Origin of the sequence: Bradyrhizobium sp. McL0616 (assembly GCF_049993385.1) — a bacterium.
Classification (GTDB): domain Bacteria; phylum Pseudomonadota; class Alphaproteobacteria; order Rhizobiales; family Xanthobacteraceae; genus Bradyrhizobium.
Window position 1 is genome coordinate 3,955,543 of sequence record NZ_CP188255.1, and the last position, 17,743, is coordinate 3,973,285.

Sequence of the window (17,743 nt, forward strand, 5' to 3'; positions counted from 1 at the left end):
ATTTTCAATGTAGTCTCGGGGCGGTCGGTTTGCACCGAACCGCCCGTTTGCAGATAGTTTGCAATTTCTGTTCGCGGGGCGTTCTCCGATCCTGGTCGAACTGTTCGGGCCCTTCGATTTTTGCTATCTTCGATTCGCACTGGCCGCGGGGTGCCAGGAACAACCGTTGTGTTATCGGACACCGTCGCGGCCCTTTCGGGCCTCCTGGGTGTGATTAGCTCTGTTGTCGCCATCGTGGTGACGATACGCCGCGAACTTCGGGAAAGCCGCAAAGAGACGCGGCCTACCAAGCCACCGCCGCGACACCATCAAAAGAAGTAAGAAAAGGCCGCCTCACTGGGCGGCCTTTTTCCTTTCGCTACGTTGCTGAGCTGAGCTTGTCCCGGTAGTCCTCAAGCTTCTGAATGGCGTTGGCAGCCAAAACGCCACGTCGTGCCAAATAGGCGTCGATGACGCGCTGTGCCTTGTCTACCGTCCAGGTCAGCGCTTCCGCGATCTCCGGCGCTGTGGCGCCTGCCTCAGCGAGCAGCGTGGCAGCGGTGCCCCGGTTGTCGTGGAAGTTCAGGTCGCGAGCTGCAACCGCGTCCGAGTCCTCGCGCCAATGATCGTTGAAGTAGCGCTTGGTGTAGGCCTTGCCGGACGGCGTCAACATGACGAGAGCACCGGTGCGGGGCAGGGCGTCCAGATGCGCTTTCAGCTCGCGCGTGGCGGGGATCCAAAGCATCTTGCCGGTCTTGCTCGACCGGATTTGCACCCGCTGTCCGTCGTAACGTGTCCAGGCAAACTTGCGGACGTCGCCGGCGCGCATAGCGGTGTTTCGCACCAAGATCATGGCGGTGGCCATCGCCGGCCGTGCGGCCTTGATGAATTGCTGCTGTAGCTCTTCCGACCACGTCTTATCGGCCCGGTCGCTCTTGTAGAGCCGATGGAAGGTGGGGATAGGGTGGTGCTTTATGCGCCGCTGCTCTTTCGCGAACGAGAGCACGCGGCAGAGCGCCGACATGAGATTGTCGGCCGATCGACGTGAGGTCTTGCCCAGGTCCTGGTGCCACGCGAGCGCGTCCGCTGCGAATGCGTCGGCGTCGTCAGCGTTGTTGAATGTGTCCTCGGGGACGCTTCCCCATTGTTGCTCGATACGCTTGAGCTTCCACGGATACTGCTTGCGAGACTCCTCACTCAGCGCGGCGAACGTGCTGGAGGTGTCGAATAGACGAATGAGATCGATTAGCGTCTTTTCGCTCTTCCGCCGCGTCCGCTTCTCCGCCTCAGCGTAAGTCTCGACAAGCCGGTCCGGGTCCAGTCGGATGCCAGTCGCCCGGTGGTAGAGGTAGATTTTGACCGTGCCGTCAGCTTGGCGCTTGGGAACGCGGTTGATGCCCTTGAGCTTAAGCGGCTTGGGTCTTACGCGCATTCTCAGCTTTCCACCGCTGGTATGGGGTCATTTCTGGAGCGGATTCTGTCACAAGGCCAGATGCGCGGTCTAGGGCCGAGTCAAGAGCTCTGAGGTCCCAGCGGTTCGTTCCGGGTATTGCCCTGGGGATAAGTCCCTTTTGAAGCCAGCGATCAAACGCAGACAGGGTCTTGCAGCCGCAATATTCGGCCGCCTCCTGTTTTGTGAGCACGCGTTTCGTTGTCGCTAGCACTTCGCAAATCCCAATCGCTTCTGACTAATATCGCTATAGCGTTGAGATCGAGATGTTCGCGAAGAAAGCGCACGCGAGATACGAATTGTTGGATCGCTCTGGGCGCGCGGGATTTCCTCATCTTGCGGTTGCATCGTTGCGCGATTACGATGTGCTGGAAGTTGACGTCCGGCCAGGGGCTGAGAATGCTGGGGCGATTCGTTGAGTGGCTAAGGCCGACTAAAGGTGTGGCAGCATGGTTCGGATTGTCAGTTCTAATTCTTTTGGTGAGCTATTTCTTTCCGGAGTTTCTCTTCTCAAGGTCGGGAACGGACCGAATTAAGTGGGCAGGGCTTCTATTTCAAATTCTCGGATTGGCAGTAGTGATCTCCGGCTTCGATGAAGCGAGAGCCGCATTTGGGGGCGGACGCTTTTTCAACGCCGTAAATGATTGGCTCGAACGGCTGCCATCGGTGTTCCGAAGGCCGCCGGCTTTGAACCTAACGTTGAATGCGGGCACAGGCTCTATCGTGTCTGTGGGCAGGGCGATCGTGCGCGCGACATCTTCCGATATCCAGGAGCAATTGAAGCGGCTGCAGGAGCAAATAGAGCAGCTAGAGACTCGCGTGGAGCAGCAGTTAAAGTCGGAAGCAGATCGCGTGAACAAGCTTATTCAATCCGAAAGAAGCGAACGAGAGGCCGCCGATTCAGTGATACGTGAGGGTCTCACACACGCGATGGTTGGAAACGTTAACCTGCAACTTGGTGGTGCCGCTTGGCTCTTTGTCGGGATCGTTTTGACTTCAATTCCGGAGGATATCGAGAAGTTCTTTCACACTGTCTTTCGCGTTTCGACCTAAGCCAAAAGGGACGCGGTGTGATCCGCGCCCCTCTATTCTTACTTCAGCCTCGCCTCTTGCATCAACTCGCGGGCCAACATCCGAGAAATCGCCGATGGTGGTGAGCCGCCGACCTGGGTTGCTTTGGTCCCAAATTCGGTGATGACGCGCACCATGCCCGATCGCACTTCATAGGTGCCAGTGCGACGATCGTTGTCGTAGGTGAAGGACACAGCCTTGCTCACGCGGCCTCCTTCAGGAACTCGTGCGGCCCAAGCACGCCCTCGTCGCGGCACCACGCTTCGACGGTATCGATCTCGCCGGTCGCGGTGATGAAGTTGTTCTCCACAATGGCGAAGGAAGCCTGAAGGCTGTTCGCTCCCCGCGGACTCAGCTTGCAGATGCGCTGGTGTTCGGACGCGCGGTTGAAGCGACGTCGGGCGGCGGAATATGTGACGGGCTTGAACGGTTCGATGGGCATACACTTCTCTCCATGTCAGTGGTTGGATGATCTCCCCTGAAAAATCAGCCGGCGGGAGTAGCGCCGCCGGCTGAGCACTGACAGAGGAGACGCGAACGGCCGTGAAGCGGTGCGCTATCTGCCCTATAGGCAGGGCCATATGGGCTTTCGCGAAGTATTTTTGCTCAAATGTTAGGCAGGCTGCTAATGCACTCTCGCACTGCCCAAGCCGGCGAGAACCTGCTCGACCTCCGCGACCAGTTCGATGGACGGCTCCTCGCCGTGCATTGCGATCGCCGGATTGCCGGGGTCGCAATCGGCGCTCGAAGCCGGATAGATGTCGGCCGCGCACAAAGCGACCTGGACGCGGTTCTCTACCCAGGCGCCTCGGTCAGCGTATGCACAAGTTGGAAGTAGCGGTCGTCACTGATCAGCATGGTATTCCCTTTGAGCCCCACCATTAGCGGTGTGGCGCCACTAGACTCATATTCTCGAAGTGGCGTCAACAAGATACTCTCTTTAAGGTTGTAAGTCAGAACTGACTTATGACTAGCGAACTCCGAAGGATCGAGCGTGCAACTCAAGTAGCGGTTGTAACGCGTCGGCTCATCCCTCATATTTTCGACGGCTGGGGGACTGACCAAGATGCGTTTCATTTTGATAACATTGACTTTAATCGCCGTCGCACCAGCGCTCGCCGCGAGCCCGAACGAGTCCGCGTGCATCATCAAAGCGGCCGATACGTTGCCGAAGATCGCTGGCATGAAGATCGGCAAGAGTAAGACTGCCCCGCAGCCAGCGCCCGCGAACTGGCCCAGTCCCAATCCGCCGATCCGGGTTGAGATCGAATGGAGCGCGGCCGGGCAGTCTCAAATCTGGTTCTACCTCTGCGCGGTGAACCCAAACGGAGCTGCTCTTGTGCAGCGGCTAGCGAAATAGGCACAACCCATTGCCGTCCCGGAGGATGAGATGAAGCTGTCTCTCGCATTCTTGACGATAGTTCTAGGTGCGTCTGGGACTTACGCGCAGCAATCGTCCGAGCCCCTTATCAGCGCTTATGACACATGCTTTTCAAGTTCTGCCCAGAGCCAATTCCTCAACGATATTCAGGCAGAGGCAAATCTGGTCGCAGAACGAGCCTTTCAGGCGTGCGCGACCGAAGAGGCTGCTATCTACACCTACTTGACTCTAAATGGTCTCCCGCCGGCCAATGCCAGAGCCGCAATCTTGTCTCGAAAGCTCAAGTTGAAACGGCGGATTACGACGCCTTGAGACCTTCATCGCATAATCCGCCTGATCTCTTCATAGGTCCATTGCGCGTCTTGCTGCAACGGCCGGGTCATGGTGAAGGCAGGGCCGATCTTGTTCGATACCCGGCGCAGATTGCGCGTGGCGTAGGTTGCCCAGCCGTCATCGCGTAGCGGGACGATCTTGATCTGGAATTGCCGGCCCCGCTCCGGCGCCTCGCCCCAAGCCCGGCGCATTGCCTCCTTCAGAATCTCTTTCTCGGTGACGGCAGCGAAGGCGCCGTGAATGTGCAGCCGGCCATCCCAATCGCGATCGATGCAGAACCAGTAAGGAAGCCGGATGCCAGCCCGGGCCAGCTGCTTGTCAAAGGCCCGCTTCAATGAGTCGAGGAAGCCCATGGGATGAGTCAGGGCCTTCTCCCGCGCCTTGGTCGTCAGATTGAACGTGAACGCATAGGCGGGCTTCTCTGCGATTTGGAGGGCCGCTGTCGCGGCCACCGCTTTGACGACGTCACCTGTATGTGCCCAGACGGGTATGTTGTCGTTGGACGGCTTAGGGCTGGTTGTCGGTGTTACAGAGGTATCAATAGAGAGGGGATTAGAGGGTGTGGGGTGTGCAACTGAAGCCTCGCCGGCCAGCATGTGGGCCGGAACTCGAAAAGCGGCTATTTTTTCGAGGATTTTGCGGTCCTTGAGGGCAGACTGGCGGACCCTCTGTGGGACTTTTTTCGACCGGATTTCAGACCGGCTAGGCCGATTGTCCTGGGGAAGCGCGCGCGACGCGCTATATCGTTCTTGCTCGGACGTTCTCTGCAACGGCACGTTCGGGTCTCCTTAGAAAGCCACCGTCTCACCGGGCGGTGGCTTTCGCATTTGGGGTTCAATACCAGTCTATAGCGCTCGCCGACAGGTTTGCTCGATAAAACGACTACCGGCGAAGGATGCCTCCTGGTCGCGTGGCCGTCCGGAGCTCGGTAGCAATCATGCTCTTGATGTGGTGCTGCGCCGCCTGGGCAATGGTCTCGCCCATGCGCTGATGATCCTGGGACGACTGCCCGGGCGAGCCCTGGACATTGACTGAGATCGACGGCGCGATGACGTGGCCGGAATTGACCATCGGCACGGCTGGGCCGCCGGCGCCGACCAAACCGCCATCGGCGAATTTCGGGATCCTGTCAGAGTTGATCGCCTCGAGCGCAGCGCGGTGCTTCGTCGTCGAGGACGCATTGACGACAAACTCGCCGTTCGAAAGCCGCGCGTGAATCTTGTCGTCGCGCGGTCCCCCAGGTCCGGTGATCAGCCCACCGTCCGCCTTGGCTACCGGCCCAATGAAGGCGCCATCGCCGGGCATCGGAAGCGAAGATCCGCCCAGGCCGAACATGCCGCTCATGGAGCGCATGATCGGCGCGACGACAAGCATCTTGATCATGGCCTCTTCCAGGGCGCGGACCATCGACTTCGCCATGCTCGCGAAACCGTCGCTGACAGATTTTGTGCCGTCGACGATGTCCGCCAAGCCAGTCGTGAGCGATGACGACATAGTGTTGCCGATGACGCGCATGCTCTCATTGGCGCGCATGGCGCTGGCCTCGACGCTATTGAGCGCGTCGGAGACGTTCGGGTAGAGGCCCTTCAGTTGCTCGGCAACCTGGACGTCCTCGGGATCGAGCAGCGCTGTCTCGCGACCTCGCCGGATTGACTGCGCGATGTTCGCCTTTTCGATGGCTTCAGTCGCTCGGCCATACGCCTGGGTAACCTCGTCAATGCGTTTGCGCTGTTCCGCAGTGACAACGCCCTCGCCCTGACCGGCCGCTGCGTTTGCCTGCTGTGCAACCTCCATCAGTTGCGCCGCGATCTTGGCCTTTTCCCGCGAAGCCGTCGTTTGGTCCAAGGTAGCGGCTTCCGCCTGTAGTGCGGCGGTGCGCTTGTCGATCGCGTCCGCAGAACTATCAAACCGGTCGTGATCGCTGCCGGCGCTGATCTTGATCGGTGCTGGACCGGTGCCTCGCGTCTGGCTTGGCGCGGTGGGACCATACGCATCTTGGGCCGTCGTAAGTGCCGAGATTTCCTTTTGCAGCCGGTCGCGGTGGCCTTCTAGGTCCGCGGTAGTGCCGGCGTAGACTTGGCCAAGTCCGGGGATGGATAGCGGCGGCAGGTTGACACTCCCGAGCAAACCGCCGCCGGTCCCGTTGAGGCGCGCGTTGACTTGGGCGAGAGCGTCCTGCTTCGCCGCGAGGTCGGTTGAGCTCGCCGGCATTCCGGGGATGCGCGGGATCTTGTTTGATAGCTCCACGGCCTTGGCGATGTAGCCGACCATGTCGGCCCAGGCGCCCTTGATGTCCATCATGACGGACGCCAAATCGTCCCAACTGGGTTTGAGAGCTTGGGACAACCGCTGGTGCGCCAGCTTGAGCTGGTCGTCCACTTCCTTCGCGCGCTCTACCAGGGCGTTGCTAAAGATGCCGTCGGCGTTGGCGCTGGCTTCCTTGATCGTCTGCAACATGCTTTCGGCGCTGGTCTTGCCCTGTCGCATGCGGTCAACGATCTGCGAGCCGAACATTTTCTCGCCAAGGTCCAGGCTCGCGGCGTGCTGGCCGATCTGGTCGAGTTGGATCATGGCCGCGAGCACGGCCTTGATCTTGTCCTCCTGGGTCTTGGCGTCTCGGAAGAGAACCAGGCCCTGAAGTTGCTGGCCGGCGTCCTTCGCTGCCGTCGCATTCAAAACGCGCAGCGCTTTCTCTACGGCAGTGATCTTCTCTTCGCCAACCGTCCACTCGCCGACGTCGATCGGCGATCGATCCTTGGTCGCGTTGAAGGCGTGGTCGAGGGCGGATTCCAGTTCGCCGGCCTCCACCTTCAGTTTCTTGGCCTCGCTGGTGAAGGCCTGGAGGAACGCGGGCGATACGCCAAGGTTCTGGGCCTTGTCGGCGATGTCGACCATTTGCTCCATCTGCTCGCGCGCGCCGTTGATCGCGGCCGTCATGAGCTTGTAAGTGCCGACCGCGAGCGCGACCTTGCCGGCAAGGTCGAGGGCACCCCGCGCCATGGTCGCAAAGATCGCGTCCTTCGCGAGATCCTTGTTCATGTCGAGGAATTGCTTCGCGATCTGGCGCGTAGCGGTGCCGGCCAGTGAGCTGGTCTGCTTCATCTGGTCGCGGAATTTCTCCAGATCCACGCTGATGGGGATCCTGAGACTAGGTGCTGGCATTGGCATCTCCGACGAAAACGGCTGCCAAAACTTCGCTGGCAATCAGGACATTAGGCGCGAGCGGCTTGCCGCGCACATGGGCGTCGAGCAGCCGCTTCACCTCGCTCTCGGTCGTGCCGCCTCCAAGTAGACCGAACTCCATCACACGCTCTACGTCGTTCGCCGAATAGTTATTCGTCTCAAAGCGGCCCCAAATAGCCGAGATCGAGCTACCGCCTGGTCCGGGAATGCCGCGCCAAGACAAGACGCGGCGGACCCAGGGGTGGTTGAGATTGAACGTGTGCGTTCCGCCGAGCCATGTGATTGTGCGCGCGCATCTGTCGTCAGTCATTGGAAAGAACCTCGTTAATAGCTTCGTCGATCGCCCCCTGCATTTCGTCGCGCATGGTGTTGTAGGTTGCATAAAAGAAGGGTCGCGCCGGCTGGCGGCTGGTCCCAAATTCGAAGCCCACGCTGTAATCATACGCCACATTTGATCCTTCCCGCACTTCTTTCATGGTCAGCTCGCCGCCAGCCTGGACGATCCATTCCAAATCATGCGCTCCAGGCACGACCGTGCAGCTATTTTCCAGCTCGCCAGTCTCATGAGACTGCTCAAGCGAGCGCAAGGCGTCTTTTTGAGCGTCTGACAATCGCTGCGCTTGCTCGTGGATCACCTCCGAGAGCTGGTCCTTCAGCTTGTCTGGCAGCGCCTGCAAATACTGATCGAGGTCGTCGTTATCGGCCATGGGTCACCATGATAGAAGTTCAACAGCGTTCGGGAGGTCATAGAGCGAGCGGGAGTTCTCGCCGGTCGAGGCCCGGGCAACGGCCATCGCGGTTGAAACCGCTCCGTCAATGCTCAGCCAGCGCTTGGACTTGTGGAAGCGGACGGCATGCTGTTGCTTGTTGCGTTCAACCTCCGCATTGGCGAAGCAGAACCGCAACACCGGATGGCCGCCGTGGCGGAAGCGGCGCGCGATGATCGCCCGCTCAAGTTCCGATAGTGCCGGCATCATGAGGCTGGGGACCTGCCGGAAATCGACCACGGGCAGGCCCTTCTCAAGCAGCCCGGCCTGCATCATGCGAGCCATGTAAGGATCGAACGCGATCTCTTGGACGTTGAACCGCTGACAAAGCTGTTCGATAGACGCCTGCACCGCGTCAAAGTCGATCACGTTGCCCTCGGTGGCCGTGATCAAGCCATCCTTCACCCACTGCGAATAAGGCGCACCGGTCTTGTTCTCGCGTTCGCGGAGGTTTGCCCGCGGAACGAAAAACCAAGACCATGTGTCATAGCCAGCATTGTCATCGGGCCATGCTGCCGAAACGACTGACAGGTCGGTGTTTGATGACAGATCGACTGCAAGCCACGCCGGGCGCGAAGCCAGCGCGTCCAGGTCAACCTGGTCGGTGCCCTCGTCATAGACTTGCATGGAGACGAACGGGCTTGATGCCGCGTCGATCCATTGGTTCAGATTATAAACGCAGAAGTCCTCGCGATCGGCGGGCTTGTCAGCAGCCTCCGATGCGGCTTGGCGCATGCCCTTAAGATCGGGGAAGCCATGCTTGAGGCCGGGATTGACGAGGTGCCACACCTTTTCGTCGCGCCAGTCGAACTTTGCGGGCGGTTCGAAGATGATCGGCAGATATGCAGGATTGATGATCTCACCGGAGGCGACCTTTTTGGCGTAGGAATATTCTTCGAAACCGAGTCCGTCCTGGCCGCGCCCCGCAGTCGTGATGATCACCAGCAGCGTGTTCGGCACCTTGAGCAGGCCGCTCTTCAGCGCACGCCACAATCTTCGATTTTTCCAAACATGCAATTCGTCAATCAGGACAAAATATGGCGTCTTGCCTTGCTGCACGTCCCCCTCAGCCGGAATAGCCTTCAAGGTCGAGCCGGACGCTACGTGCTCGAGCTCAAGTTCGGATTCGATCACATAGGTCGCCTTGGCGAGCGGCGTCGTGGCCTTCACGAAGGCGCGCGCTTCATCAAAGGCGAGTTCGGCCTGGTCTTCGGCGCTGGCCGCTAGGATACAGGCGCCCCCGGGCACCTTCTCATGGCCGCAAGAGTGCAGAAGGCTTAAGGCGGCGCCGAACGTGGTCTTGCGTGCCCCTCTTGGAATTTGGATGTAAACCGTGCGCACCTCACGATCGCTGTTGGCGTCGGAAGGCCCGTAAATGCGCCGCAAGATGCGTTCCCAGAACGGCGCAAGCTCGAAAGCGCGGCGGGGTCCGGTCGATTTGGGATGCTTCAAGGCCCGGAAAAACTTCACAGCGCGTTCGCCGCGCCCGTGCTGGTCCGGGATGGGTGTTTCGTCAAACACCCAGGTCGGATGCACTGTCATCGTCTTCCTGGTCGGTTCGAATTGAAGGGCGGTTGCGGCTAACCGGCGTCAACCCAAGCTCAGCGGCCAGAAGTCGCGCGCGCGTCATCGCGTCGGCCTGGATGCGGACAGCGGGATGCGCGCGGGGGCCGCGCTCGGTCGTGACGACGTAGCCCTCGCAGTTGATGGTCCTTTGCTGCTCCTGGACCGTGCCGGTGGCAGCGCAATAATGCGCGAGCGTGGTCAGATCGGTTTCCGCTAAAATTCGGCGGTCCATCAACAGCGGCGCAATGCGACGCCATTCGGCGCGAGCGGCCTTGCTCAGCCACGACGGAGCCTTGGGCGCGGCGGTGATCGGGTTGCTGTCGGGATTGAGAACAGGTTTTCGGCCGCGCATCAATCGGCCCTCTCGACAAAAGTTATAGAGCACGGCAACTTCAGGTTATGAAGAATCCCGAATGGCCTGGAATCGCGACGGCGGTGGCAATCATCTTGATCGCGATGATCGCACTTGATCTCAGCAAGTGGCAAACATTGGCTGCTGCACTGGTGGCTTTCGGTGGTGCAGCTCTCGCTTATCGCGGTGCGATGGCAAAGGTTAGTCACGATCAGATGATCGTCGACCGCGATAGTATGCGCCGCAAGTTGTCGCTCTACCTCAAGCTCGAATTTGCGTTCCGGGAGCTTGTTGATGAGGCCAGGGAAAAAAATGCTTACATCACCTTCGACCCACTGGAGGGGACGGCATACATCGGCGAGGAACATTTTCGTATCGAAGAGCCGCCGGAATTGGAGGAGGCCTGGGCCTACCTTGATCTGTTTCCCCGGGAGATAATTGGAGAGATTCGGAATACGCGGAACTGCCTGAGGAAGCTTAGAAAGCTTTGCATTGAGCTTGGAGAGAGACAAATTGCGTGGGGTGTCGGCGAGAAGCCGCACAGTATGATAGAAGAAGCGCAAGCCCTGATGCATGAGCTCTGGCATTCTGCCGCGATTGTAAAGGACGCTCTTGATCCTGAAATCAAGGAACTCGCACCAGACATGGACGAGAGCGAAAGAATGGTCCGCATTCATGGTGAACCCATTTTCGACGAAGATTAGCGTCACGGCCCAACTCGCTCACAGATTGCGTCCATCCCGACGCGTCGGCCGATCTCGCTGATCTGGGTGATCTCGTATTGCTGCCCCTCATAGAGCAGCCGGTCGTTGAGGCTGAGGCTGGCGAAGTAGTAGATGCGGAAGGTCCGCGTCGCGTCGGTGGTGTGCCCGCGCTCGCCTTCCCGATCGTCGGTAGCATTCTTGAGTAGCTGCGCCCGCATGGTGGCGTAGGTGGTCCAGGTCTCTACGGGCGTGCCATAGAGGTCCAGGCCGGTGGTGCGGCGCTGGAATTCAATGAGGCGGTCGAGATTGCCGGCGCGCATGTCAGTTCGCCTTTACGATCGCCGCGACCGAGACGATGCCGTGACTGTAGGAGCCGTGTGGGTCGCGGAGGTAGCGGGTCTGGGTGGCCTGCATGTCGTGGACGGTGAAGCCGTCGATCCGCAGCACGCCATCGGCCTGGGCGTCGATCCGCAGCGCCGCGACGATGGCCGAGACGGCTCCCTTGCACTGGACTAACCCGGGCTCGGCAAACCAGACATGAAGGGTTGCATGGCTGGTCGCGTCCCAGCGCCCGAATAAGGTCTGCCCCTCGCCGATGTAGACGGCCGGCATGATCTCCGGCCGACCATTGGCGTCCAGGACGTGCTCAGCCTGGACCAGAGCCATGAGTTCCGGGCTCGCGACGAGACGCGAACGCATGGCTTTTTGGAGGGCTAGAGAGGGGTCGGAAGTGCTCATTTCAGAACGCAAACGCGCGGTAGGGGGCCAGCAAATCGAGGAAACCGAAGGGCAGCGCCATGGCTGTTACGCCAACTAAGCTGGCTTCCCGGTTCTGGTAGAGGTGCGCCGTCAATTGCAGCACCGCCTCCCGGATCGGCGCCGGAGTAGCGTCCGCGTCGGGATCGGCCGCGGTATAGGCTGAAACCCACGCCTTTGCCGCCGCCAGCTTGTCGGTAAGCAGCGCGTCGTCGGCGTCGATCGTGACGTTCAGGTGGGCTTTAGTTTGGTCGAGAGTCATGGCGGGCATAGTCGAAAAAACTCCAATTAGACGCTCTCTTGCGTGATCCGGGAACACCGGTCGTTCGTGGTTTTTGAGATGTTTTCGCCCACCCCCCGGGTGTGAGAGGCAAGGATGTTGCCGTGCGCTTCGTCGCGTTGCGCAGCTAAGTGTTGGTCGAGGCCATGGCGTAGCTCTGCCATCTGCTCTTCCATCTGGCGCACGAACGCGCGCACCGAGCGTGTCATCTGGCGGTGAGCCGCATGCATGTCGCGCTGCCAGTCACGAAGCGCGGGCAGAGCCTGGACAAGCGCCGATGCAGGCATGGGCTTGGGCTTTCGTCCTTGCTTACCCACAGGGGTTGTTAGAGCCTCTTCTACAGACCAACCCAAGCTCAGCCGTTTGCCGAGCGTTTCTTTGCTCATGCCGTTGAGCCGAGCCCAATCAGCGGCGGTGCGCGTCTCACCATTGAATTCAATCATAGGCATGCGACTACTTCGACCTTTCGAGGGATTGTTTGCGGCTGACATGGCAAGGCGAGCTCGCAAGTGGCTGCCAGTTGGACCGTGACCAGAACAGCTTCTTGTCGCCGCCATGGGGTGTCTTGTGATCGACGCAATCCGCGAGCCGGCCACAACCACATGCACAGAAGTGGTTCTCTGGTCGCGCAAGGAATGCCTTGCTCTCGCGACGCCACTTGCTGTCATAGCCGCGATCATTGGCATTCGGTCGGAGACGATCAGCCTCAGCCTTGCGCCTGATCTGGCATTCGCAGAGGTCGGTTGCCGAGATGATCTTGCCGCAGCTACAGACGCGGCGCGGTTTCCAGGCCATTAGCGCGGCCTCACATGGTTGGTGAGATCGCCAATGGCGTTGAGGTCCGCCTTATCGACGTTGGCGAACGATCTAGCTTCGGCCTGGTCGTCGTCGCTCTTGCTACCGAATAGGGCCTTGAGCATGTCGAGCCGGCCGCTGTGAGCGTTCATGATCTCAGCGGGCGTAGCGTCCCACGTGTCATCGGGCGTCCAACCGAGCCAGCCGGTGCCAATCTGGTAGAGCTTGGTGAAGTATTCACCGAACGGGATGGGCTTGCCTGATGGCCTGTCATCGGGCACGTCCCCATCGGCGCCGGCCAGAACTAGGACGAATTCGATAAGCTGGTCACGTGCGGCCATGAGGTCGAGCACTGCGGAACTAGTGTCCGCGAGCACATAGTTGGCCCATGCCTTCTGATCGACGATGGTTGCGGTGATAATGTCGGTGGCGGTGGTGATGCTTCCTTCCGCAAGGTAGCGCGAGAGATTGTGGAAGCCGTCATACTTGTCGAAAAGGATGAATGCGGCCCGCAGCGATGACTTCAATTCGAAAGACTTGCTGCCAAGCTGGAGGCTGAATGTGTTCGCTGCGAGCCGCATAGCTGTGTCCTTTAGGTCGCCGAGACCTTGAGCTTTACGAAGCGGTCGGGGTTCGTGATGGACGCGCCCACGCGTTTGCGCGAATGGAAACGGGTCTGGCCCTTCGTCGCCATGCTGTAGGGGTCGCGCAGCATCTGGAACGAGACGCGATCCACAATGCGGTAACCAGACAGGTCACCGAACAACACGGGGAATTTGTTGGCGCCGATGTCGTCCATATCGGGCGCCTCAACGATCGGACGGCCAAGCAGCGTCGGCGCCGCGCCGTTGTTGAGGTCGTCGATCAGGAGGTAGCGGCCCATGCCGTCCTTGAAGAGACGAATGGCCGCGATCGTGTTGCGGTTCATCAGCCACACGCCGCGCTGAGCCCAGAGGTTGGGGATCGCGTGGAACATGCCGATCAGCACGTCGGCCGGCGTCGAGGTCGGGAACGTGGCAGCGGCGCCGGTGATGATTTGGCTGATGCCGCTGGCGGTCATGAGGCCCGCCGGCTGAGTGGTGCCATTGCCCTTCACGAAGGCGGTGCCCTCGGCAATGCCGAATGACTCGGCCGTGTCGGAAGCCAGTTCGCCTTCCAGATTGTAGGCGTTGTCTTCGAGCAACTGGTTCGAAACGTCGGTATAGGTCGCTGCTTCGTAAGGCGTGATCGTCACGCCTTCGTAAGACGGGTCGCTCTCGGTGCGGTCGGCGGTATCAGCAACCCAGGTGGCAGCGGTGCTGCCGGTGCGACGCGGATATTGAACCTGTGCCGCGCCAACCGTTACGACGCGCGCATACTGACGGATCGGCGAGAACAAGCGCAGGAGCTTCAGCACTTCCGCGCCAAACTCCGGCGGGGTCATCACGGTGTTGCCGGAGGCGACCAACGATTTCTTTTCGAGGTCGCTCAGGCTGTCGGGACCAGTGCGAAGGAAGGTCTCGAAAGATTTCTTTTCGAGGTCGTCGGCGACCGTGCCGTGGCCCTGTCGGTTCAGCTTGGCTTCGAGACGGTCGAGACGTTCGGCGGACTTGGCCTCGATTGCCTTGATGCGACCTTCGAACGTGCCTTCGAAGCCCTCAAGGGCCTTGGTCACGATCATGGCCGGATCGTCGTTGCCGGCGCCGGTATCCTTCAATTCGAGGGGAGAGATATGCTTCATGGTAGAGACATTCACCTTTCTAGGGTTCGGTTCAGTTGGATGACGCTGCGGCAGAGAAGCGCCGAATGATGGCCGCCACGGCTTGCGCCGCGTCGTAGGCTTTTGCGGAGGTCACACGCGCGCGAGGGTGTGCGGGGTTGCGGACCAGCGAGACTTCGACCAGGTCAAGCGCGCTAATGACGCGGTTGCGCCCTTGCTGCTTCGCCTCCCGCGTGCGGAAGCCGATCGACAAGCCGGAGACCAGGCCGCCTTGGACCAGGCCGCGCACGGCCCGCGCGCGCTCGCTTTCGTTGATGTGCAATCGGCCTTTGACGACCAGGCCGTCGTCTGTCTCTTTGGCTTCCGACCAAGTGCCGACCAGGTCGTCGGGATTGTGGGCGAGCAGCATGGGGAGATCGCTAACCGCGATGTTGAATGCGCCCTTGGCGATCAAGTCGCCGACGCTGTCCGGGCCGGCATTGAACGGCCATGCCGTGCCGGTGATCTCGCCGGCGTCGGAGACCGAGAGCGTTGCTTTGACTTCCAGGCGGTCCATTACGAGCGGACCCAATTGGTGACGCTGGCGAGTTGGCCGGCGCTGTAGCTGTAGGTCTGCGTCCAGGTGTTGGAGCCGTCCGTAAACCGAACGGTCGCCATGGTCCCATCGGCATTGTAGGTGAAATTCTGGGTGTAGTTGTCGGGACTAACCGTCTGTCCGGTGTTGTCCAGCAAGTTGCCTGCGGCCCTGATGGGCAACGGGTTAGTGTCAGAAATGGGCGTGCCGGCGGCGAAGCTCACTTGTCGTTTCCTTTCGATGGGTTTCCGAACAGCGTCCGCTCCAGAATCTTGGCGGCGAGTTCGTATGTTTCGATCAGGGGGTTTTCGGCATAAGCCGCGATGAGTTCATGCGCGCGCTTGGGCGCCAAACCGCCGCCGATGAGTGCGAGGCGGAGGGTTTCCACGATGTCTTCCTGCGCAAAGTTGCGCGCCCACATGCGATTGCAGAGCGCACCGAAGGCGCCGCGCTTGGTCTCAAGCTCGCGGATCAATTCGGGCGTGAGCTTGAACGTGTATTCTTGGTCACCAAAGAAGGTCGCGTAAGCGGTCATGAGCCGCCCCCGAACGCGGTCTCGATTGAGCCGGCATTGTCTGCGTAGACGCTGATGTCCTCGACGTCGGACCAAACCTCGACTGGGGTCGAGCCGACCAGCACCTCGCCGTAGATCAGCGGGATCGCATCGCCTTGCCGACCGGAATTGCCGATGTTGCCGCCGTTGACGCTGAGAGCATTGGAGGCCTGCGTCGACGGGCTGGCGGGCTTGGTGAGCAGCGTTGACGCGCCAGACAGCGCGAGGCCAAGGCCGATCGCGGCAATGCTGCCGTAAGTCGTGCCACTCAGAATGCCAGAGGCAGCCAGCGGGGTCGCGAGCAAGCCGCCCGACATGAAGATCGCGCCGCCGACCAGGGCGGCACCGAGCACGATCTTGGTGGTGCCCTTCGCTGTATTGGACGCGGCGCCCTTGGCGACCGGGATGATGTGCAGATCGGCGAGGCCCAGGTTGAACTGGGTCACAAGCTCCAGGTCGAGCTGCAATCCGTTGCGCTTGTCGCCACGCACGATCTTGTAATAGCCCTCCTCAATCGCTTTCACGAAGCGACCGGGGAAAGCGCAGTTGAGCGCGCGCAATGCTTCGCCGGCTGTTGCAACGTCGAAACGATGGGACTTACCGAAGTCCTTGCCGAGCTTGCCGTGCAGGTGGACTGTTCGAAGCATCAGGCGGCTTCCTTCTGATTGTCATTGTTGCCGCCCGCATTGAGCGCACCGCCTGCATGTGCAGACGACGTGTTGAAGTTCTCGAAAACGTCGCCGCCTTCATAGGCAGGGAGGCCAAAGCCGATCTGACGGGCTTCGTTCGGATTCAAAATTCTGGCGGACACTGCGGCGCTAAGCGCCTGGGCGCGCGCGAGCAGATCGGCGCGGGCGAAACCGTCAACGTTGAACTCGATGCAATACTGGCCGCGCTCTTTCGGCGTCAGCAACTTCAACTCAAGCTCTTGCTCAAAGAGCTTCAGCTTGGGCAACAGAGCTTGTGCAAGAAATTCAGCGCCGATCGATTCAATCGAACGGGCCTGAGCGCGATCGACCTGCATCAGCATGTGCAGCGGCACGCGAAACAGCCTCGCGATTTCCGCAACGGCATACGTTCGCATTTCGAGGAATTGGCTGTCGACGCTGTTGAATGTGAGGGGCTGCCACGAAGCGTCGGTAGGTAGAACGGCGGTGCCGCCTGCCTTATCGCCGCCTTGCGATGCCTGCCAAGCAGCCTTTGCGGTGGTGAGCGTGTCCGCCGTTACGGTGCCCTTGAGGCTCAGCACACCAGAGGGACGCGCGGCGTTGCCGAACAGGCGCGAGGCGTGCCGTTCCAGGACCAGGGCGAGCGCGATCACGTCACGGCCTTCGCCGACGAGGCCGCGCGACGGATTGTAGGCCGGGGTCGGAATGTGGAGGATGTCAGCGGCCGGGATCTCGCGCGCCGGATTCTTACCGTCCGCCTTGATCGCATATGCCGGTTCGAAATTGGAGTAGTCGACGACGATGGACGATAGCCGGGGATCGAGGCGGATCAGTTCGGCGGGTTTCCCGCCGTCAACGCGGACGATCTGGGCGAAGCCGCCCCAGGGCTGCAACAGCGCATCAGCCATGAGCTGGGTGCGGAATAGCGCTGCCGGCGTGAAGCTATTCGGCGCGTCGTGCAGAAGGCTGTAGAGCGGGTGATCGGTGGCCTTCTCTTTGCTGCCGTCCGGAAGCTTCTTGTAAATGTGGAGGGGAAGCGAGCCAGCCGCCTCAGAGATCGACCGGACAGCGCAGGCCACGGGAGCGCATGTCATGGCGCTGTAGGGTGTGACAGTGACGCCGGCTAGGGTCGGGGTCGCGCCGAACAAATCAAAATAAAAGCCGCTCGCGTCAGCGAGGCTGGGCGCGGCTTTGGTCTCGATACCGAGGAGCGCTTTGAGGCGGGAAGAGATCGACAATTGAACACTACAGAGAGATTGGCCTGCTGATTAGGCAGGCGAGGGGGACGATTCTCTGTGTGTGCATTTGTTGCGAGGCGCAGCCTTGCAACGCAACTATATTACGCGCCAGAACTGTGGCGATAATATGGATATTTAGGTAGTAATATCAGATACTTAGTTGCAATCCTATTAATAGGAATGTAGCAGGGTGCCGTTGGCCCTTCAGCTTCGGATTAGTTTGCAGCCAGAGTCAAAAGCGCAATGTATTCAGCGGCGAGAAAATCGGCCAGTTTGCAGAAAAGTCCAGCAAAAACAGCGCTCAGCGCTCGCCTGGGAGACTAGGGGTCGGAGGTTCAAATCCTCTCGCTCCGACCAATAAAATCAAAGGCTTAGCCGGAAGTCGATAAGCTGG

Annotated in this window: 23 protein-coding genes; 2 read left to right on the forward strand and 21 right to left on the reverse strand. The window is 60.2% G+C overall.

Going from position 1 to position 17,743, the window contains the following annotated elements:
• Nucleotides 1-358: 358 nt before the first annotated feature.
• Nucleotides 359-1,411 carry a tyrosine-type recombinase/integrase gene (locus tag ACPPVR_RS19135; protein ID WP_426615703.1) on the reverse strand — a complete coding sequence of 351 codons (1,053 nt, stop codon included), beginning with the start codon at nucleotides 1,409-1,411 and terminating at the stop codon, nucleotides 359-361.
• Between the two features lie 417 nt (nucleotides 1,412-1,828).
• Here ACPPVR_RS19135 and ACPPVR_RS19140 point away from each other — a divergent pair, with 417 nt between their 5' ends.
• Nucleotides 1,829-2,482, forward strand: a complete 654-nt coding sequence (locus tag ACPPVR_RS19140; protein WP_426615704.1) for a hypothetical protein — start codon at nucleotides 1,829-1,831, stop codon at nucleotides 2,480-2,482.
• Nucleotides 2,483-2,520: 38 nt separating this feature from the next.
• On the opposite strand, the gene ACPPVR_RS19145 is transcribed toward ACPPVR_RS19140, so the two are convergent.
• The 9 genes from ACPPVR_RS19145 to ACPPVR_RS19185 form a co-directional block, all read right to left on the reverse strand.
• On the reverse strand, nucleotides 2,521-2,706 hold the full coding sequence (locus ACPPVR_RS19145; RefSeq protein ID WP_426615705.1) for a hypothetical protein: 186 nt from the start codon (nucleotides 2,704-2,706) through the stop codon (nucleotides 2,521-2,523).
• A complete protein-coding gene (locus ACPPVR_RS19150; RefSeq protein WP_426615706.1) occupies nucleotides 2,703-2,942 on the reverse strand; it encodes a hypothetical protein in 240 nt (79 codons plus the stop codon). Before ACPPVR_RS19150 ends, ACPPVR_RS19145 begins: the two co-directional genes overlap by 4 nt.
• Before the next feature lie 353 nt (nucleotides 2,943-3,295).
• Nucleotides 3,296-3,745, reverse strand: a complete 450-nt coding sequence (locus tag ACPPVR_RS19155; protein WP_426615707.1) for a hypothetical protein — start codon at nucleotides 3,743-3,745, stop codon at nucleotides 3,296-3,298.
• A gap of 453 nt (nucleotides 3,746-4,198) precedes the next feature.
• Nucleotides 4,199-4,810 carry a hypothetical protein gene (locus tag ACPPVR_RS19160; RefSeq protein ID WP_426615708.1) on the reverse strand — a complete coding sequence of 204 codons (612 nt, stop codon included), beginning with the start codon at nucleotides 4,808-4,810 and terminating at the stop codon, nucleotides 4,199-4,201.
• A 286-nt stretch (nucleotides 4,811-5,096) separates the two neighbouring features.
• On the reverse strand, nucleotides 5,097-7,376 hold the full coding sequence (locus ACPPVR_RS19165; protein WP_426615709.1) for a hypothetical protein: 2,280 nt from the start codon (nucleotides 7,374-7,376) through the stop codon (nucleotides 5,097-5,099).
• A complete protein-coding gene (locus ACPPVR_RS19170; protein ID WP_426615710.1) occupies nucleotides 7,363-7,707 on the reverse strand; it encodes a gene transfer agent family protein in 345 nt (114 codons plus the stop codon). The genes ACPPVR_RS19165 and ACPPVR_RS19170 overlap by 14 nt, the downstream gene beginning before the upstream one ends.
• Entirely contained in the window at nucleotides 7,700-8,104 is a 405-nt protein-coding gene (locus ACPPVR_RS19175) for a hypothetical protein (RefSeq protein ID WP_426615711.1), read from the reverse strand. The genes ACPPVR_RS19170 and ACPPVR_RS19175 overlap by 8 nt, the downstream gene beginning before the upstream one ends.
• A 3-nt stretch (nucleotides 8,105-8,107) precedes the next feature.
• The gene (locus tag ACPPVR_RS19180; RefSeq protein WP_426615712.1) at nucleotides 8,108-9,706 is read right to left on the reverse strand and encodes a terminase large subunit; all 1,599 of its coding nucleotides are present in this window, start codon (nucleotides 9,704-9,706) and stop codon (nucleotides 8,108-8,110) included.
• Nucleotides 9,678-10,082 (reverse strand): phage terminase small subunit P27 family, encoded by a 405-nt coding sequence (locus ACPPVR_RS19185; protein WP_426615713.1) that lies wholly within the window; start codon nucleotides 10,080-10,082, stop codon nucleotides 9,678-9,680. Before ACPPVR_RS19185 ends, ACPPVR_RS19180 begins: the two co-directional genes overlap by 29 nt.
• 47 nt (nucleotides 10,083-10,129) lie before the next feature.
• Between ACPPVR_RS19185 and ACPPVR_RS19190 the strand changes: the two genes are divergently transcribed.
• Nucleotides 10,130-10,786 (forward strand): hypothetical protein, encoded by a 657-nt coding sequence (locus tag ACPPVR_RS19190; RefSeq protein WP_426615714.1) that lies wholly within the window; start codon nucleotides 10,130-10,132, stop codon nucleotides 10,784-10,786.
• A 2-nt stretch (nucleotides 10,787-10,788) separates the two neighbouring features.
• Here ACPPVR_RS19190 and ACPPVR_RS19195 read toward each other — a convergent pair whose 3' ends face one another.
• The 11 genes from ACPPVR_RS19195 to ACPPVR_RS19245 all read right to left on the reverse strand — a co-directional run bounded on the left by ACPPVR_RS19195 (nucleotide 10,789) and on the right by ACPPVR_RS19245 (nucleotide 17,259).
• On the reverse strand, nucleotides 10,789-11,106 hold the full coding sequence (locus ACPPVR_RS19195; RefSeq protein ID WP_426615715.1) for a phage head closure protein: 318 nt from the start codon (nucleotides 11,104-11,106) through the stop codon (nucleotides 10,789-10,791).
• Nucleotide 11,107: 1 nt separating this feature from the next.
• A complete protein-coding gene (locus ACPPVR_RS19200; RefSeq protein WP_426615716.1) occupies nucleotides 11,108-11,524 on the reverse strand; it encodes a DUF3168 domain-containing protein in 417 nt (138 codons plus the stop codon).
• Nucleotide 11,525: 1 nt separating this feature from the next.
• A complete protein-coding gene (locus tag ACPPVR_RS19205; protein WP_426615717.1) occupies nucleotides 11,526-11,813 on the reverse strand; it encodes a head-tail connector protein in 288 nt (95 codons plus the stop codon).
• A 17-nt stretch (nucleotides 11,814-11,830) separates the two neighbouring features.
• Nucleotides 11,831-12,271: a hypothetical protein gene (locus tag ACPPVR_RS19210; protein WP_426615718.1), complete on the reverse strand. Its 441-nt coding sequence runs from the start codon at nucleotides 12,269-12,271 to the stop codon at nucleotides 11,831-11,833.
• A gap of 345 nt (nucleotides 12,272-12,616) precedes the next feature.
• Nucleotides 12,617-13,198, reverse strand: a complete 582-nt coding sequence (locus ACPPVR_RS19215; RefSeq protein ID WP_426615719.1) for a hypothetical protein — start codon at nucleotides 13,196-13,198, stop codon at nucleotides 12,617-12,619.
• An 11-nt stretch (nucleotides 13,199-13,209) separates the two neighbouring features.
• Entirely contained in the window at nucleotides 13,210-14,337 is a 1,128-nt protein-coding gene (locus ACPPVR_RS19220; RefSeq protein WP_426615720.1) for a phage major capsid protein, read from the reverse strand.
• 31 nt (nucleotides 14,338-14,368) lie between these two features.
• A complete protein-coding gene (locus ACPPVR_RS19225; RefSeq protein ID WP_426615721.1) occupies nucleotides 14,369-14,872 on the reverse strand; it encodes an HK97 family phage prohead protease in 504 nt (167 codons plus the stop codon).
• Entirely contained in the window at nucleotides 14,872-15,048 is a 177-nt protein-coding gene (locus ACPPVR_RS19230) for a hypothetical protein (protein WP_426615722.1), read from the reverse strand. The genes ACPPVR_RS19225 and ACPPVR_RS19230 overlap by 1 nt, the downstream gene beginning before the upstream one ends.
• A gap of 62 nt (nucleotides 15,049-15,110) precedes the next feature.
• On the reverse strand, nucleotides 15,111-15,425 hold the full coding sequence (locus ACPPVR_RS19235; protein ID WP_426615723.1) for a gene transfer agent family protein: 315 nt from the start codon (nucleotides 15,423-15,425) through the stop codon (nucleotides 15,111-15,113).
• Nucleotides 15,422-16,090 (reverse strand): hypothetical protein, encoded by a 669-nt coding sequence (locus ACPPVR_RS19240; RefSeq protein WP_426615724.1) that lies wholly within the window; start codon nucleotides 16,088-16,090, stop codon nucleotides 15,422-15,424. Before ACPPVR_RS19240 ends, ACPPVR_RS19235 begins: the two co-directional genes overlap by 4 nt.
• A complete protein-coding gene (locus ACPPVR_RS19245) occupies nucleotides 16,090-17,259 on the reverse strand; it encodes a phage portal protein (RefSeq protein ID WP_426615725.1) in 1,170 nt (389 codons plus the stop codon). The genes ACPPVR_RS19240 and ACPPVR_RS19245 overlap by 1 nt, the downstream gene beginning before the upstream one ends.
• Nucleotides 17,260-17,743: the final 484 nt, after the last annotated feature.